This is a genomic window from Bacillus sp. BS98, from assembly GCF_008432245.1.
In the GTDB taxonomy this organism is placed as follows: domain Bacteria; phylum Bacillota; class Bacilli; order Bacillales; family Bacillaceae_G; genus Bacillus_A; species Bacillus_A toyonensis.
Genome location: NZ_CP043830.1, coordinates 3720264 through 3737749, shown reverse-complemented (window position 1 = coordinate 3737749; position 17486 = coordinate 3720264). Strand labels below are relative to the sequence as shown.

At 36.4% G+C, this 17486-nt stretch carries 17 protein-coding genes and 1 other annotated feature; all 17 genes read left to right on the top strand.

Annotated elements, in window-relative coordinates:
* Positions 1 to 88: 88 nt before the first annotated feature.
* Entirely contained in the window at positions 89 to 1180 is a 1092-nt protein-coding gene (gene spoVE, locus F0362_RS19190) for a stage V sporulation protein E (protein WP_000753526.1), read from the top strand.
* 101 nt (positions 1181 to 1281) lie between these two features.
* Positions 1282 to 2376, top strand: a complete 1095-nt coding sequence (gene murG, locus F0362_RS19185; protein ID WP_001265419.1) for an undecaprenyldiphospho-muramoylpentapeptide beta-N-acetylglucosaminyltransferase — start codon at positions 1282 to 1284, stop codon at positions 2374 to 2376.
* 62 nt (positions 2377 to 2438) lie between these two features.
* The gene (gene murB / locus F0362_RS19180) at positions 2439 to 3344 is read left to right on the top strand and encodes a UDP-N-acetylmuramate dehydrogenase (RefSeq protein WP_000437055.1); all 906 of its coding nucleotides are present in this window, start codon (positions 2439 to 2441) and stop codon (positions 3342 to 3344) included.
* Between the two features lie 98 nt (positions 3345 to 3442).
* Complete coding sequence (divIB, locus tag F0362_RS19175) at positions 3443 to 4213, top strand: cell division protein DivIB (RefSeq protein WP_000798216.1); 771 nt, start codon at positions 3443 to 3445, stop codon at positions 4211 to 4213.
* Between the two features lie 401 nt (positions 4214 to 4614).
* Positions 4615 to 5922, top strand: a complete 1308-nt coding sequence (gene ftsA / locus F0362_RS19170; RefSeq protein ID WP_001087556.1) for a cell division protein FtsA — start codon at positions 4615 to 4617, stop codon at positions 5920 to 5922.
* A 39-nt stretch (positions 5923 to 5961) separates the two neighbouring features.
* Positions 5962 to 7116, top strand: a complete 1155-nt coding sequence (gene ftsZ, locus F0362_RS19165) for a cell division protein FtsZ (protein ID WP_000888977.1) — start codon at positions 5962 to 5964, stop codon at positions 7114 to 7116.
* Between the two features lie 385 nt (positions 7117 to 7501).
* A complete protein-coding gene (gene spoIIGA, locus F0362_RS19160) occupies positions 7502 to 8419 on the top strand; it encodes a sigma-E processing peptidase SpoIIGA (RefSeq protein WP_000261971.1) in 918 nt (305 codons plus the stop codon).
* A gap of 19 nt (positions 8420 to 8438) precedes the next feature.
* A complete protein-coding gene (sigE, locus tag F0362_RS19155; RefSeq protein ID WP_000976947.1) occupies positions 8439 to 9158 on the top strand; it encodes an RNA polymerase sporulation sigma factor SigE in 720 nt (239 codons plus the stop codon).
* 157 nt (positions 9159 to 9315) lie between these two features.
* Positions 9316 to 10095 (top strand): RNA polymerase sporulation sigma factor SigG, encoded by a 780-nt coding sequence (sigG, locus tag F0362_RS19150; protein WP_000197755.1) that lies wholly within the window; start codon positions 9316 to 9318, stop codon positions 10093 to 10095.
* A 171-nt stretch (positions 10096 to 10266) separates the two neighbouring features.
* Positions 10267 to 10551: a YlmC/YmxH family sporulation protein gene (locus F0362_RS19145; protein WP_033657297.1), complete on the top strand. Its 285-nt coding sequence runs from the start codon at positions 10267 to 10269 to the stop codon at positions 10549 to 10551.
* Positions 10552 to 10669: 118 nt separating this feature from the next.
* Entirely contained in the window at positions 10670 to 11488 is an 819-nt protein-coding gene (gene pgeF, locus F0362_RS19140; protein WP_001209015.1) for a peptidoglycan editing factor PgeF, read from the top strand.
* Entirely contained in the window at positions 11485 to 12159 is a 675-nt protein-coding gene (locus F0362_RS19135; RefSeq protein WP_000218001.1) for a YggS family pyridoxal phosphate-dependent enzyme, read from the top strand. Before pgeF ends, F0362_RS19135 begins: the two co-directional genes overlap by 4 nt.
* A 19-nt stretch (positions 12160 to 12178) precedes the next feature.
* Positions 12179 to 12649 carry a cell division protein SepF gene (locus tag F0362_RS19130; RefSeq protein WP_000119137.1) on the top strand — a complete coding sequence of 157 codons (471 nt, stop codon included), beginning with the start codon at positions 12179 to 12181 and terminating at the stop codon, positions 12647 to 12649.
* A 6-nt stretch (positions 12650 to 12655) separates the two neighbouring features.
* Positions 12656 to 12919, top strand: coding sequence for a YggT family protein (locus F0362_RS19125; RefSeq protein ID WP_000214326.1), 264 nt, complete (start codon positions 12656 to 12658; stop codon positions 12917 to 12919).
* Positions 12920 to 12934: 15 nt separating this feature from the next.
* Positions 12935 to 13702, top strand: coding sequence for a YlmH family RNA-binding protein (locus F0362_RS19120; RefSeq protein ID WP_000029703.1), 768 nt, complete (start codon positions 12935 to 12937; stop codon positions 13700 to 13702).
* 89 nt (positions 13703 to 13791) lie between these two features.
* Complete coding sequence (divIVA, locus tag F0362_RS19115; RefSeq protein WP_001131611.1) at positions 13792 to 14298, top strand: septum site-determining protein DivIVA; 507 nt, start codon at positions 13792 to 13794, stop codon at positions 14296 to 14298.
* A 51-nt stretch (positions 14299 to 14349) separates the two neighbouring features.
* Positions 14350 to 14574: a binding site (T-box leader), on the top strand.
* A gap of 71 nt (positions 14575 to 14645) precedes the next feature.
* Entirely contained in the window at positions 14646 to 17411 is a 2766-nt protein-coding gene (ileS2, locus tag F0362_RS19110) for an isoleucine--tRNA ligase (protein WP_149889926.1), read from the top strand.
* The last annotated feature ends 75 nt before the right edge of the window (positions 17412 to 17486 follow it).

Sequence of the window (17486 nt, the reverse complement as noted above, 5' to 3'; positions counted from 1 at the left end):
TAAATCAAAACATCAGTAGGCTAACACCTGCTGATGTTTTGTTACATAGGGCAAAAGATTCTGCCTAAAGAGGTGGTGTTCATGGCTAATGAAGAAGACGCCTGATTATATTCTTATTATCGTTACACTTGCGTTGTTAACAATCGGAATGATTATGGTTTATAGTGCGAGTGCGGTTTGGGCCTCTTATAAAATGGGGGATTCATTCTTTTTTGCAAAAAGACAATTGTTGTTTGCGAGTATTGGTGTAGTGGCTATGTTTTTTATCATGAAAATTGATTATTGGGTGTGGCGGACATATTCAAAAGTAATTTTGCTAGTTTGTTTCGTTCTTCTCATTCTCGTTCTAATTCCAGGAGTAGGTCTTGTCCGTGGGGGAGCACGAAGTTGGATTGGAATCGGTGCATTTTCCATTCAACCGTCAGAGTTTATGAAATTCGCGATGATTATTTTTTTAGCGAAATTTTTAGCGGAACGACAAAAGTTAATTACATCGTTTAAACGTGGATTACTACCTGCTCTTAGTTTTGTATTTCTTGCTTTTGGGATGATTATGTTACAGCCAGATCTTGGTACGGGAACGGTAATGGTTGGGACATGTATTATTATGATATTTATCTCGGGAGCAAGGGTCTTTCATTTTGCAATGTTTGGTTTGCTTGGTGTAGCAGGATTTGTAGGGTTAATTGCATCAGCACCATATCGAATGAAACGCATCACATCATATTTAGATCCGTGGTCAGATCCGCTCGGAAGTGGATTTCAAATTATTCAATCGTTACTCGCAATTGGACCTGGTGGTTTATTTGGGCTTGGACTTGGGCAAAGTAGACAAAAATTTCTTTATTTACCTGAACCACAAACAGACTTTATATTTGCAATTTTATCCGAGGAATTAGGTTTTATTGGCGGTTCATTTGTGTTATTATTATTTAGTCTATTACTATGGCGCGGGATTCGTATAGCATTAGGAGCGCCAGATTTATATGGTACGTTTTTAGCAGTAGGTATTGTGGCGATGATTGCGATTCAAGTAATGATTAATGTTGGTGTTGTAACGGGACTAATGCCTGTTACGGGTATTACTTTGCCATTTTTAAGTTATGGTGGATCAAGTTTGACCTTAATGTTAATGGCAGTAGGTGTATTATTGAATATAAGTCGCCATTCTCGCTATTAAACCCTGTTTAAAAGACAGGGTTTTTCGTATGTGTGGAAAATACAATATGTATATGGAAATAAATACAATTGAATAAGAACAGGGAAGTGGAGGAATTAGTAGTGCGAGTATTAGTAAGTGGTGGGGGTACTGGAGGCCATATTTATCCAGCTCTTGCTTTAATTAGAGAAATAAAAAAATTAAATCCGGAAGCAAGATTTTTATACATTGGTACAGAAAATGGATTAGAGAGTACCATCGTTCCAAAAGCTGGTATTCCGTTCCAATCTATTGTTATAAGTGGATTTAAACGAAAAATATCGTTAGATAATGTGAAAACGGTTATGCGTTTTCTAAAGGGTGTACAAGATAGTAAACGATATATTCGTCGTTTTAATCCGGATATAGTGATTGGAACGGGTGGATACGTATGTGGACCTGTTGTGTATGCGGCAGCAAAACTAGGTATTCCAACTATTGTACATGAACAAAATAGTGTACCAGGTGTAACGAATAAATTTTTAAGTCGTTACGTTGATAAAGTTGCGGTTTGTTTTGAAGCAGCTACAGAACATTTTCCACAGTCAAAAGTGGTAATGACAGGTAATCCGCGAGCATCAGAGGTAATGGATCAAAACGGAATGAAAGGGAAACGTTCAGTTGGTCTATCTCTTCCTAAAAAGTCCGTACTTATTTTTGGGGGAAGTCGCGGAGCTAGACCGATTAACGATGCTTTCGTAGAAGCAATTGAACAGTTTGGAAATAAAAGTTACGAAGTATTGTACGTAACAGGTGAAGTGCATTATGACAAAGTGATGGATGCTGTGAAGGAAAAAGGCAATCCGAATAATGTTATTATTAAACCTTTCATTCATAATATGCCAGAGGTACTAACTGGCGTTGATCTTGTTGTTTCAAGAGCCGGAGCAACAACACTTGCAGAATTAACAGCATTAGGTAAGCCGAGTGTGTTAATTCCGAGTCCGTACGTAACAAATAACCATCAGGAGAAGAATGCACTTTCAGTTGTTGATAAAGGAGCGGCGAAAATGTTACTTGAAAAAGAATTAACAGCTGAAACGCTTATTCGTGATATTGATGAGATTTTATTAGATACACAAACATTACAAAATATGAAGCTAGCTGCTAAGCAACTAGGTATTCCTGATGCAGCAAATAAGTTGTATGGAGTAATGAATAAGCTTGTGAAAAAATAACGTTAGGTGAACGCCCTGCATATTACTGTAATAAGGAAACTTAATATTGGGGGAGAGCGTCTATGGAACAATTAGTAAATGAGCTTATAGAAGCAAATGTTGGTCGCGTGTTAGTTAACGAGCCGTTAGCACGTTATACAACTATGAAGATAGGTGGACCAGCTGATATTTTAATTGTGCCAAAGCATGTTGCCGGTATTGAGACAATATTGCAGTTAGTAAAGAAATATAAAATAAAGTGGACTGTAATTGGTCGAGGTTCAAACCTTCTTGTATCTGATAAAGGGATAGAAGGCGTTGTTATTCGTTTAGGAGAAGGATTAGACCACTTAGAGGTCGAAAAACATAGGGTAAGAGTTGGTGGCGGATATCCCCTTATTAAATTGTCAACATTACTTAGTCGCCAAGGGTTGGCTGGATTGGAATTTGCAAGTGGTATTCCAGGGAGTGTCGGTGGTGCAGTGTATATGAATGCTGGAGCACATAAATCAGACATATCAAACATATTGTCAAAGGCTCTAATTCTATTTGAAAACGGAACAATTGAATGGTTAACGAATAGAGGAATGGAGTTTTCATATCGTACATCTGTATTGCAAACGAAACGTCCTGGTATTGTTTTGGAGGCGGAGTTTCAATTACAGGTAGGAGAGCGTGAGAAAATCGTAAGAAACATGCAAAAGAATAAAGATTACCGCCGTGAAACACAACCGTGGAATCATCCTTGTGCTGGAAGTGTGTTTCGGAATCCAATCCCGTATTTTGCAGGAGATTTAGTAGAGAAAGCTGGGCTTCGTGGCTATCAAATAGGTGGAGCTCAAATTTCTGAAATGCATGGGAATTTTATTATTAATACTGGGGGAGCCTCAGCGCAAGATGTATTAGATTTGATTTCATTAATAAAGCATACAATTAAGGATAAATTTGGTGTAGAAATGCACACAGAAGTAGAAATCATTGGAAGATAACGGTTATTCATTCCGCTCATTATCATTTATGTTATAATAAGAAGATAAGAACGGCATGAGGAACATGCCGTTCTTTATGTTACATAGGGGGATCGTACATGAAAAATAGTAAAGTGATTAAACTACAAGATCGTGTACCAAAATTAAAAAATCAAAAGAAAAAAAACAAAAAAAATGTTAATCATCGGTTGATTTTATACATATCAATTTTATTTTTATTAGTACTCTTTTTAATTTATTTTCGGTCTCCGCTTAGTAATATAAAAAAGATAAGTGTGTATGGAAATCATTATATGACAGATGACCAAGTAATGAAGGAATCAGGTGTGACATATGATACAAGTTATTTCCGAGTGACAGCACATAAAGCGGAAGAAAATTTAACGAAACGAAAAGAAATTAAAGCAGTAAATGTAAAAAAACGTTTTCCAAACAAAATTGATGTTCATATTAAAGAATATGTAACGATTGGTTATATAAACAAAGATGGAAAATTACAACCGTTATTAGAAAATGGGAAAACACTTGATGTACTCCCGAATGGAAAACTTCCTGTTGCAGCACCAATTTTTGAACCTTTTAAAGAGGAGAAAATGAAGGGACTAATTGCTGAACTAGAAAAGTTAACTCCGACTATTTTAAGGTCTATTTCTGAAATTCGTTATTCACCGACGAATGCGAATGAAGACCATCTTACTTTATATATGAATGAAGGATATGAAGTGAGCACTACGATTCAAAATTTCGCAAAGCGTATGGAAACTTATCCACTTATTTTAAAAACAATTGAGCCAGGTAAGAAGGTGTTAATTGACTTAGAAGTAGGTGCATATACGAAAGAGTTAGGTGTAGAAGAAAAAAAAGAATAGAACGGTAGTATTCACTGCATTAATATAGAAAAAAGAGAAACGAATGTTCTATCATATGCATACGAATTTACTAGAATGGTTCATTTGATGAAAAATATGTAAAAATTCTTAGATTCATACTAGGATTGGTACAAGTTTCACTTTTCTATGAGTACATCTTAGTGTAGACTTATACTTGGCGGTAATTTTTACACTTGAAATAAAATTATTTCAAGATAAGCAGTTCTTCACAGGTTACTGCGATATTCTTAAATGAATGTTAAATAAAAATAAGAAAAATATAGGGTTAAAAAAGGGAAACGTATAAAGACGTTGAATATTTTTCTTATAAATAGTAAAGTTGCGATTGTTGTTCCATATATTGAGTTGTATGGTATAAATAAAGAAGGAGGTGCCAAAGAATGAACAGCAATGAAATATATGTTAGTCTTGACATCGGTACATCCAATGTTAAAGTCATCATTGGTGAAATGGTTAATGACAGCTTAAACATTATTGGTGTTGGAAATGTAAAATCGAATGGTTTAAAGAAGGGATCGATAGTCGATATAGATGAGACTGTTCGATCAATTAAAAAAGCAATTGAACAAGCTGAGCGCATGGTGGGAATCCACATTGAGCAAGTTGTAGTAGGTGTCAATGCAAACCAGGTACAGCTACTTCCTTGTCATGGAGTAGTCGCTGTTTCAAATGAAGATCGTGAAATCGGGAATGAAGATGTCTTACGCGTTCTAGATGCAGCACAAGTTGTGTCAATTGCTCCAGAACGTGAGTTTATTGATGTGGTACCTCGACAGTTCATCGTAGACGGTCTTGACGAGATTAACGATCCACGTGGAATGATCGGTGTAAGATTAGAAATGGAAGGTACACTTATTACAGGATCGAGAACTTTACTACATAACTTACTTCGTTGTGTAGAAAAAGCAGGTCTTGAAATTGTTGATATTTGTCTTCAACCTTTAGCGGCTGCAACAGTTGCTATATCTTCGGATGAAAAAAATAGAGGAGTAGCCCTTGTTGATATGGGGGGAGGATCTACGACTTTATCTATTTTTAAAGATGGAGAGTTACAAGCGACAAGCGTATTACCATTAGGTGGAGACCATATAACGAAGGATATTGCGATTGGGTTGAAAACTTCAACAGAAAATGCAGATCAAATTAAGTTGAAATATGGACATGCTTTTTATGATACAGCATCGGAAGAAGAAATGTTTACGGTTCCTATTATGGGAAGCGATCAAACAGAACAATATTCTCAGTTGGAGTTATCGGATATTATCGAGGCTCGTGTAGAGGAAATTTTAATGTTTGTTCAAGATGAAGTACGTAAGTTAGGAGTAAAGCAAGTAGCTTCTGGGTATGTACTAACTGGTGGAATAGCTTCTATGCCAGGTGTTCTTGATCTTGCATATGATATTTTACATGAAAATGTTCGTGTAGCAACTCCTGACTATATTGGTGTGCGTGAGCCCCAATATACAAGTGGAGTTGGATTAATTAAACATTCATATCAAAAAGCTAAATTACGTGGGAAAAATGTGCAGGAAAAGCAAGAACATTTTGAACCAGTACCAGCACCAGCACCAATGCCGGTACAACAACAACCTGCGAAACAAAAAACCCGTAATCAAAACAATAATAATCAAAATGATGACCGTATGATGTCAAAAGTAAAACGTGTATTCCGTTATTTATGGGATTAAAATTGGACACGAAAAATGAGGTTCTAGGGGGATTTCGACATGTTAGAGTTTGATACTACTCAAGATCAATTAGCGAATATAAAAGTTATCGGTGTCGGCGGTGGCGGAAACAATGCTGTAAACCGTATGATTGAGCACGGTGTACAAGGTGTTGACTTTATCGCTGTGAATACTGATGCACAAGCGTTAAATCTATCAAAAGCTGAAACAAAAATGCAAATTGGTGGAAAATTAACGCGTGGACTTGGTGCAGGCGCAAACCCTGAAGTAGGGAAAAAAGCGGCAGAAGAAAGTAAAGAACAGATCCAAGAAGCACTTCGTGGTGCAGATATGGTATTCGTAACTGCTGGTATGGGTGGCGGAACTGGAACTGGTGCAGCTCCAGTTGTTGCTCAAGTTGCAAAAGAACTAGGTGCATTAACAGTTGGTGTTGTAACACGTCCATTTACGTTTGAAGGACGTAAGCGTGCAACACAAGCTGCATCTGGTATTGCGGCATTTAAAGAAAATGTAGATACACTTATTGTAATTCCAAACGATCGCTTATTAGAAATTGTTGATAAAAATACGCCAATGTTAGAAGCGTTCCGTGAAGCAGATAACGTATTACGTCAAGGTGTACAAGGTATTTCTGATTTAATTGCTACACCAGGTCTAATTAACTTAGATTTCGCAGACGTAAAAACAATTATGTCTAATAGAGGTTCTGCTTTAATGGGTATCGGTTCTGGTAATGGGGAAAATCGTGCTGCTGAAGCTGCGAAAAAAGCGATTTCTAGTCCATTACTAGAAACATCTATTGATGGAGCTCAAGGTGTTATTATGAATATTACGGGTGGAGCTAACTTAAGCTTATACGAAGTACAAGAAGCAGCAGACATTGTAGCTTCAGCTTCGGATCCAGAAGTAAATATGATCTTCGGTTCTGTTATTAATGAAGGATTAAAAGATGATATCATTGTAACTGTAATTGCAACTGGTTTTGATGATAGTATTGCAACTCAACCACCAAAACCAATGATTCGTCCGAATGCGAATCACACGCAACAACAGCAACAACCAGTAGCTCAGCCTTCAAAACAACGTGAAGTAAAACGTGAAATGAAGCGTGAAGAGCCGGTTGTACATGAGCGTCATTCAGATTCAGATGATATCGATATTCCAGCATTTTTACGTAACCGTCGTAGACGATAAAAAAAGGGGCATTCATGCTCCTTTTTTGTTTCTGAATGGAAAAGACCTGCTAAGCAGGTCTTTTTTTATTTTGTATATTTAAATTTATCTCGCATTAACGGCCCGTAAAAGCTCGGTTTATGTGGGTTAAAAGGAACCGATTCTACTGATTAAAATTGCGCGTTAAAGTTGTAGTACAGGATTTTTAATTTTCGTTACATATAGTTCAGCCCATCTGTCGGTAAAAAATAAAAACATATCATTCTATGAAACTATACTTTTATTTTTTACCGACAGATTATGTCTAGAAATCACAAAATAACAAAAAAACACCTCCGCAAATTGACACACTTTCCCATTGGATATGCATTATACTAGTCTCAACTTAAAAAAAGAGGTGAATTGTTTGGTTGTTTACGCCGACGTTGTTTGGTTGTTAAACGCCTGCATTGATTTTCTTTTACTTTTATTAACAGCTACCGTGTTAAAAAAGAAGATCAAAAAATGGAGGCTTGTGTTAGGGGCATTTATAGGTTCCACCATTGTTATTTTTGCCTTTACTCCTTTTGCTTCTATGATGACACATCCGATTATGAAACTACTGTACTCGTTACTTATTGTGTATACAGCCTTTGGGTTTACAACGTTTAGAAATTATACACAAACTGTTTTTACTTTTTACTTTGTCACTTTTATGGTTGGTGGAGGATTAATGGGAACTCATTTCTTTTTGCAAACGAATGAGATGGTAAATGGATTGGTTCAATCTCAATCGATTTCTTACGGTGATCCAATTAGTTGGTTGTTTGTTATTTTAGGTTTTCCAGTAATTTATTATTTTTCTAAAAAGCGTATTGAAAGCGTAGAAATCACGAAAATACACTATGACCAAATCGTGAAAGTGAAAATTCAATTAGCTGAAGAAGAATTGGAACTAGCAGGTTTAATTGACAGTGGGAATCAACTTTACGACCCGTTAACAAAAACACCCGTAATGATTATGCATATTTCATCATTAGAACATTGTTTGCCATCTTGGTTAACAGAACAAATTTATTCCAAAACAGAAATTCCTCAAATACCAGAAAAAGATTCTGGATGGGCGACAAAATTACGCTTAATTCCTTTCCGAGCAGTAGGAGTAGAGAGTCAATTTTTGTGGGCAATTAAGCCTGATAGTGTGCAAGTTGATCATGAAGGTAGTTCAATCGTTGTAAACAAAGTATTGATTGGGTTAAATACACAACAACTGTCTACCAATGGAGAGTATCAATGCATTGTACATCCAAAAATGTTGATTTCGCAAAAAATGGTAATTGCTTAATTATGAGAGGCGGGATAATATGATGAAATTAAAATTTTATTTAGTATACCTTTGGTATAAAGTATTGCTGAAACTAGGAATTAAGACCGATGAAATTTATTATATTGGTGGAAGTGAAGCGTTGCCACCGCCGTTAACGAAAGAAGAAGAAGAAGTTCTTTTGAATAAATTGCCAAAAGGCGATCAAGCGGCAAGGTCATTACTTATTGAACGCAACTTACGGCTAGTTGTATATATAGCAAGGAAATTTGAAAATACAGGGATAAATATTGAAGATTTAATCAGTATAGGAACAATTGGCCTTATTAAAGCGGTAAATACATTTAATCCAGAAAAGAAAATAAAATTAGCAACATATGCATCTCGTTGTATAGAAAATGAGATTTTAATGCATTTGCGCCGAAATAATAAAAATCGTTCGGAAGTGTCTTTTGATGAACCGCTTAACATTGATTGGGATGGGAATGAACTGTTGTTATCAGATGTATTAGGTACAGATGATGATATTATTACAAAAGATTTAGAGGCTACTGTAGATCGTCATCTTCTAATGAAAGCATTGCACCAATTAAATGATCGGGAAAAACAAATTATGGAGCTTCGATTTGGGCTTGCTGGAGAAGAGGAAAAGACGCAAAAAGATGTGGCGGATATGCTTGGGATTTCACAGTCATACATTTCACGTTTAGAAAAAAGAATCATAAAAAGGTTACGAAAAGAATTTAATAAAATGGTGTAAAGAATAAGACCAGCCTTTATGTAGGCTGGTCTTATTTTGTTTAGTTGTAGAAGAAGGGGGAATTAAAATGAAAAATGAAGAGAAAACCACATGCATAAAATCCCCTTCAAAGGAAATACTTTACACTGTACAGCAACTCCCGATAGGAGGGAACACTTTGACGAGAAACAAAGTAGAAATTTGCGGTGTTGATACAGCAAAACTTCCAGTACTAAAAAATGAAGAAATGCGTAAATTATTTCGTGAAATGCAAAGTGGAGAGATAAGCGCAAGAGAGAAATTAGTGAATGGAAACTTACGTCTTGTATTGAGCGTCATCCAAAGATTTAATAACAGAGGAGAATATGTTGACGATTTATTTCAAGTTGGTTGCATCGGACTTATGAAATCCATTGATAACTTTGATTTAGGCCAAAATGTAAAATTTTCAACGTATGCTGTGCCGATGATTATTGGAGAAATACGCAGATATTTGCGTGACAACAATCCGATTCGCGTATCTCGCTCGTTACGAGATATTGCGTATAAAGCGTTGCAAGTAAGAGAAAAATTGATCGCAGAAAATTCAAAAGAACCAACAGCAATGGATATTGCAAAAGTGCTAGAAGTGACTCACGAAGAGATTGTATTTGCTTTAGATGCGATTCAAGATCCAGTGTCATTATTTGAGCCGATTTATAACGATGGGGGAGATCCTATCTTTGTTATGGATCAATTAAGTGATGAAAAACAAAAGGACGAGCAGTGGGTTGAAGAGTTAGCGCTGAAAGAAGGCATGAAGCGTTTAAATGATCGTGAAAAGATGATTATTCGAAAACGGTTCTTTCAAGGAAAAACACAAATGGAAGTTGCAGAAGAAATCGGGATTTCTCAAGCTCAAGTATCACGCTTAGAGAAATCGGCTATTAAACAAATGAATAAAACGATTCAAGGATAAGGTCTCACCATTTATGGTGAGGCCTTTTTATATGTACTATTATAGTTTGCGTTCATAGCAATGAGGTCGTGTTCATATAATGAAAATAATATGAACCTTAGTAGCGGTTACTTCCTGTTAATATGAAATACAGTAGTCTGTGTACTTCCAATTCGCCATATAAGGGAGAGGATGAGAGTGATACGGATTTCAGAGTTACAGATGAAGGATGTTATAAATATTTCAGATGGGAAAAGGCTTGGAAATATTGGAGATATTGAGATTGATATCGATACAGGGAAGATTTGCTCTATTATTATTTCCAAACAGGCACGTATGCTTGGGATTTTTGGGAAAGACGTAGAAATTATAGTTCCTTGGGAGGAAGTTATGAAAATCGGGGAAGATGTCATACTTGTAAGAGTAAATCCTGTTAATTCTGTAACAGAATCAATACAAACAACGACAATTTCATAAAGAATATTACAAATTCCTCTTTTTTTTCTGTTGGTATTATGAAAAAATAAAAGTATGGTAAAATAGACAGGAAGTACCATGCTTTTTTCTGTTATTTTAATTAAAAAGGAGCCGCTTTATGAGAGAACCATTTAAATATGTGGACGGTATACTGTATTTACAAGCGTGGAAAGAACTTGGAAACATTACTGCTGGATTTACGACAAAAGATGGTGGGATAAGTACGGGCTCCTTTCATGCGATGAATTTAGGATTACATGTGAATGATATCGTGGAGAACGTTCATGAAAACAGACGCATTTTAGCAAATAAGTTACAAAAACCATTGGAAAACTGGATTTGCTCTGAACAAGTTCATGATCACCAGGTTGAAAAAGTAGGACAACAAGAAAAAGGAAGTGGCGTCTATTCATATGAGGATGGCATTTCAAAAACAGATGGCATTTATACGACTAATAACGATGTTCTTTTAACGTCTTGTTACGCGGATTGTGTCCCACTCTATTTTTATGCACCATCACATGGTATGATAGGACTTGCGCATGCTGGGTGGAAAGGGACTGTAAAAGAGATTGCAAATGAAATGATTCAAAAATGGAGTGCAGAAGGGATTTCAAGTGATGAAATTCATGTTGCAATTGGACCGGCAATCGGATCTTGTTGTTATGTTGTTGATGATAGAGTGTTAACAGCGGCACAGCAAGTAGTAAACGGTTCTGTCCCATATAAAAAAATTTCTGATGGACAGTACGCAATTAATTTAAAAGAAATTAATCGTGTATTATGTGTACAAGCAGGCATAAAAGAAGAACATATTGTAATGTCATCTCTTTGTACAAGCTGTGAAGAACAACTATTTTTCTCTCATCGTCGTGATCAAGGGAAGACAGGGAGAATGTTGAGTTTCATAGGTTTTAAGGAGGAAGAAAACAAGTGACAGTACAGGAAAATTTAATAATTGTAAACGAAGCTATTAAAGAATCTTGCACACGAGCTGGACGTTCGTTGCAAGATATTAAACTTGTTGCAGTTACAAAAACTGTAGGGATTGAAAAAACAAACGAAGTAATGGAAGCTGGAATTATCGATTTAGGTGAAAATAGAAATGAAGGTTTCTTACAGAAATACGAGCATTTTGGCTCAAAAGTTAATTGGCACTTTATTGGCTCATTACAAACGAGAAAAGTAAAAGAAATCATTAATGAAATTGATTATTTACATTCGTTAGATCGTCTTTCTCTGGCGAAAGAAATTCAGAAACGTGCTGATAAGAAAGTGAAATGCTTTATTCAAGTGAAAACCTCATCTGAAGAATCAAAGCAAGGATTGGCAATAGAAGAAACAGTTTCTTTTATTCAAAGTTTGCAAGAATTGGATAAGATTGAAGTGGTTGGACTAATGACGATGGCGCCATTTACAGAAGAAGAGGAAGAAGTTCGTCGCTGCTTTAAGGACTTGCGCAAGCTACAAATAGAGGTGCAGGAGCTAAATCTATTACATGCGCCATGTAAAGAATTATCAATGGGAATGTCCAATGATTACACGATTGCAATTGAAGAAGGTGCTACATATATTCGTTTGGGAACGATTTTAGTAGGAAAAGCGTAAAAGGAAGGAGAATCTTATTATGAGTTGGTCAAAAGTAAAATACTTCTTTTTTGATACACCAGAAGAAAAAGAAGCAGCTCAATATAGCTATGAAAAGGAGCAAACGGATATGAAGAAGCAGCAAGATCCGCCGGAACAACAAGATGTTACGTTTCCGAAAGCACAACCGAAACAAAATGTTGTGAGCATTGAAACGGCAAAGCAATCTTCAAAAGTTGTTTTATTAGAACCACGCACGTATTCGGAAGCGCAAGGTATTGCGGACCATTTGAAAGGTAGACGAGCTGTTGTAATTAATTTGCAAAGAATGTCTACTGATCAAGCAGTACGTATCGTTGACTTTTTAAGTGGTACTGTATACGCTATAGGCGGGGACATTCAAAAAATAGGACCGAAAACATTTATGTGTACACCTGAAAATGTAGATATTGTTGGTGCAATTTCAGAATTATTCGGCGAAGAAGAAGAAACAAATATAAAGAGGTGGTAATACGCCATGACAACCGTTTTAAATGTTTTACTTACTGCTATCGAGATTTACTCGTGGGCACTTATCATTTACATCCTCCTATCATGGTTTCCTGGTGCAAAGGAATCAACTTTTGGAGATTTTCTTGCACGTATTTGTGAACCGTATTTAGAACCATTTCGCAGATTTATTCCGCCGTTTGGTATGATTGATATCTCTCCACTCGTTGCGATTTTTGCGTTAAAACTTGCTAAAAGTGGTTTGTTCAGTTTGTTCAGCTATTTCTTGTAATAAGAGGCTAAATACATGAGCATTTACGAACATTTCAGACCTGATGAAGAGGTCTTTGTAGATAAAGTGCTAGAGTGGAAGCGAGCAGCAGAGTACCATCAAGTGAAACTAACAGATTTCCTTGATCCAAGACAGCAACAAATTGTTTCTATGGTAATTGGACAAGGAGATGTTGCTGTGCAATTTGATGGTGCAACGCCTTACGCAGAGCGTAGAAGAGCACTTATTTATCCAGACTATCTAGAATTAAATGAAGAAGAATTTCAAGTAGAAGTATTAGAAATTGACTATCCTTCCAAGTTTTATACGCTAGAACATAGGCAAATATTAGGTACATTTATGTCACTTGGTTTAACGAGAGAAAAATGTGGTGATATTTTGCTTCAAGAAAATCGTGCCCAAATTGTAGTTGCGAAAGAAATCGTATCTTACATTGAGATGAACTTACAAGCAATAGGGAAAGTAAAAGTCTCCTTATCAGCAGTACAAGGAGAACAAATTCTACAGACTCATGAAACGTGGGGAGAGAAATCTGGAACGGTTTCTTCACTTCGCTTAGATGTTATGTTGGCTGAAATGTTACATATATCCAGACAGAAAGTGCAACCTTTCATAAAAAATGGTTTAGTAAAAGTCAATTGGAAAACAGTAGAGCAAACTTCTTATGAATGTTATCCAGGAGATGTGTTTTCGGTGAGAGGATATGGGCGAAGTAAATTGTTTTCTGTAGAAGGTAGAACAAAACGCGACAAATGGAGAATTTTGTATGGTATACTAAAATGATTGGTTTTTTAGAAGGAAATCCTCCTATTTTGTCGAAGAAAAGATATAATTGAAAGAGGAAATTTAGATAACTACTTGGAGGTGGCGTTGTGCCGTTAACACCATTAGATATTCATAACAAAGAATTTGGTCGCGGATTCCGTGGCTATGATGAAGATCAAGTAAATGAGTTTCTTGATCAAATTATCAAAGATTATGAATTAGTCATTCGTGAGAAAAAAGCTTTAGAAGAAAAAGTTGCGCAATTAGAAGGAAAGTTAGATCATTTTTCTAACATTGAAGATACGTTAAACAAATCTATCGTTGTTGCACAAGAAGCAGCGGAAGAAGTAAAACGTAATGCGCAAAAAGAAGCGAAATTAATCGTACGTGAAGCTGAAAAAAATGCAGATCGTATCATTAACGAAGCTTTAGTAAAATCAAGAAAAGTTGCTTTTGATATTGAAGAGCTAAAGAAACAAGCGAAAGTATTCCGAACTCGTTTCCGTATGTTATTAGAGACACAGCTTGAAATGCTAAACAACGATGATTGGGATAAACTAATTGAGTTAGAAGACGAAGTAGATGAGCTGTTGAAAAAAGAAGAAACAGTGTAAGCTTGACGTTTTTCTCATTATTACATATAATTTTAAACAACATATTTATTAAGAAAAACGAAGATAGGGATAAGTACCTTTTCAAACCTTATATAGCGAACTGAGGACGGTGTAAGCTCAGGATAAGGAGATTAGTGGGAATATCACCCTGGAGTTCCGCGCTGAACAAATAGAGTAAGCGTAGGCGTGTATTCGCGTTAAGAATATAAAGAGGGTTTTATACATATGTATAGAATCTACTAGGGTGGTACCGCGGGAGACTTTCTCGTCCCTTTTTGGGATGAGAAGGTCTCTTTTTTATTCCGTTTTTTAAGTATTTCTTTTATACATGTAAGGAGGAATTGAGCATGGAGTACAAAAATACATTACTGATGCCAAAAACAGAGTTCCCAATGCGTGGGAATTTACCAAAACGTGAGCCTGCAATGCAAGAAAAATGGGCTGAAATGAATATTTATGAAAAAGTACAAGAACATACAAAAGGCCGTCCTTTATTTGTGTTGCATGATGGACCTCCATATGCGAATGGTGACATTCATATGGGACATGCATTAAATAAAGTGTTAAAAGACTTTATTGTTCGCTATAAGTCAATGACTGGTTTCAGTGCACCATATGTTCCAGGTTGGGATACGCACGGTTTACCAATCGAACAAGCGTTAACGAATAAAGGTGTAAAACGTAAAGAAATGACAGTTGCTGAGTTCCGTAAGTTATGTGCAGAGTATGCATATGAACAAGTAGAACGTCAACGTGAACAATTTAAGCGCCTAGGTGTACGTGCAGATTGGGATAATCCATATATTACTTTAGAGCCAGCTTATGAAGCACAACAAATTAAAGTGTTTGGTGATATGGCGAAAAAAGGTTACATCTATAAAGGGCAAAAACCAGTTTACTGGTCTCCAACAAGTGAGTCTGCTTTAGCAGAAGCTGAAATTGAATACCAAGATAAAAAATCAGCATCTATTTATGTAGCGTTCCCTGTAAAAGACGGAAAGAACGTATTAGAAGGTGATGAGAAATTTATCATTTGGACAACAACTCCTTGGACATTACCTGCGAACTTAGGTATTTCTGTTCATCCAGAGCTTGAATATAGCATTGTAAAAGTAAATGACGAGAAATATATTATCGCTTCTGAATTATTTGAGACAGCTGCAAAAACGTTAGAGTGGGAAAAAGCTGAAGTTGTGAAAACGGTAAAAGGTAGCGAACTTGAGTATACAGTTGCAAAACACCCATTCTACGAGCGTGATTCATTAGTTATGCTAGGAGATCACGTAACAACAGATGCAGGTACAGGTTGTGTTCATACAGCACCAGGACATGGGGAAGATGACTTCGTTGTTGGTAAAAAGTATGGATTAGAAGTACTTTGCCCAGTTGATGATAAAGGTGTATTAACAAATGAAGCACCTGGATTTGAAGGCTTATTCTATGATAAAGCTAACAAGCCAATTACAGAAAAATTAGAAGAAGTAGGCGCGTTACTGAAACTAACATTCATTACGCATTCATACCCACATGATTGGAGAACGAAAAAACCAATTATTTTCCGTGCGACAGCACAGTGGTTTGCATCTATTGAAGCATTTCGTAAAGAGTTATTAGAAGCTGTTGCGGAAACGAAATGGGTACCAGCATGGGGCGAAACTCGTCTTCATAACATGGTTCGTGACCGTGGTGACTGGTGTATTTCTCGTCAGCGTGCATGGGGTGTGCCAATTCCTGTATTCTATGCTGAGAATGGTGATCCAATTATTACAGATGAAACAATTAACCATGTAGCAGATTTATTCCGTGAACACGGTTCTAACGTATGGTTTGAGCGTGAAGCGAAAGATTTATTACCAGAAGGATTTACACATCCAGGTAGCCCAAATGGTGAATTCCGTAAAGAAACAGATATCATGGATGTATGGTTCGACTCAGGTTCATCTCACCAAGCGGTATTAGAAGAGCGCGATGACTTACAACGTCCAGCTGATTTATATTTAGAAGGATCTGACCAATATCGTGGTTGGTTTAACTCTTCATTATCAACAGCAGTTGCTGTAACAGGTAAAGCTCCATATAAAGGCGTACTAAGCCATGGTTTCGTACTAGATGGTGAAGGACGTAAAATGAGTAAGTCGATTGGAAACATCGTCGTACCGAAGAAAATTATGGATCAATTAGGCGGAGATATTTTACGTTTATGGGTATCATCTGTTGACTATCAATCTGACGTACGTATTTCAGATGATATTTTAAAACAAGTAGCAGAAGTGTATCGTAAAATCCGTAACACATTCCGTTTCTTATTAGGCAACTTAGATGACTTTAAGCCAAGTGAAAACACAGTAGCGGTAGCTGAACTTCGTGAAGTAGATCGTTACATGTTAGTGAAGTTAAATGACTTAATTACAAAAGTAAAAGAAGCATATGAAACATATGACTTTGCTGCTGTATATCATGCTATTCACAACTTCTGTACAATTGATCTAAGTTCATTCTACTTAGACTTTGCAAAAGACATTTTATACATTGAAGGTGCAAATCACGCGGATCGTCGTGCAATTCAAACTGTATTATATGACGTTCTTGTTGCATTAACGAAACTTGTAACACCAATCTTACCTCATACAGCTGATGAAGTATGGCCATATGTTCCAGGTGTAACAGAAGAAAGCGTACAGTTAACTAACATGCCGGAAGCTACAGAAGTAGAGGGTTCGGAAGCGTTAAAAGCGAAATGGGATGCATTTATGACATTACGTGATGACGTATTAAAAGCGTTAGAAGTAGCTCGTAATGAGAAAGTAATTGGTAAGTCATTAAATGCGAGCATTACTCTTTATCCAACTGCAGAAATGAAAGTAATGTTAGAGTCTATTAGCGAAGACTTGAAGCAATTATTCATCGTTTCTGAATATAAACTTGGTGGTATGATGGAAGAAGCTCCAGCAGATGCGCCTAAGTATGAGCATACAGCGGTTGTCGTTTCTCAAGCAACTGGTGAAACATGCGAACGTTGTTGGGTAGTTTCAGAAACAATTGGTAAAGATGCTGAACATGAAACATTATGTGAGCGTTGTGCATCAGTTGTTAAAGAAAACTATGTAAAATAATAAAAAAACTGACTGCTATTGATGCAGTCAGTTTTTTTATTGATGGTATATCGAAATAACTTTCAGGCTCTTTCC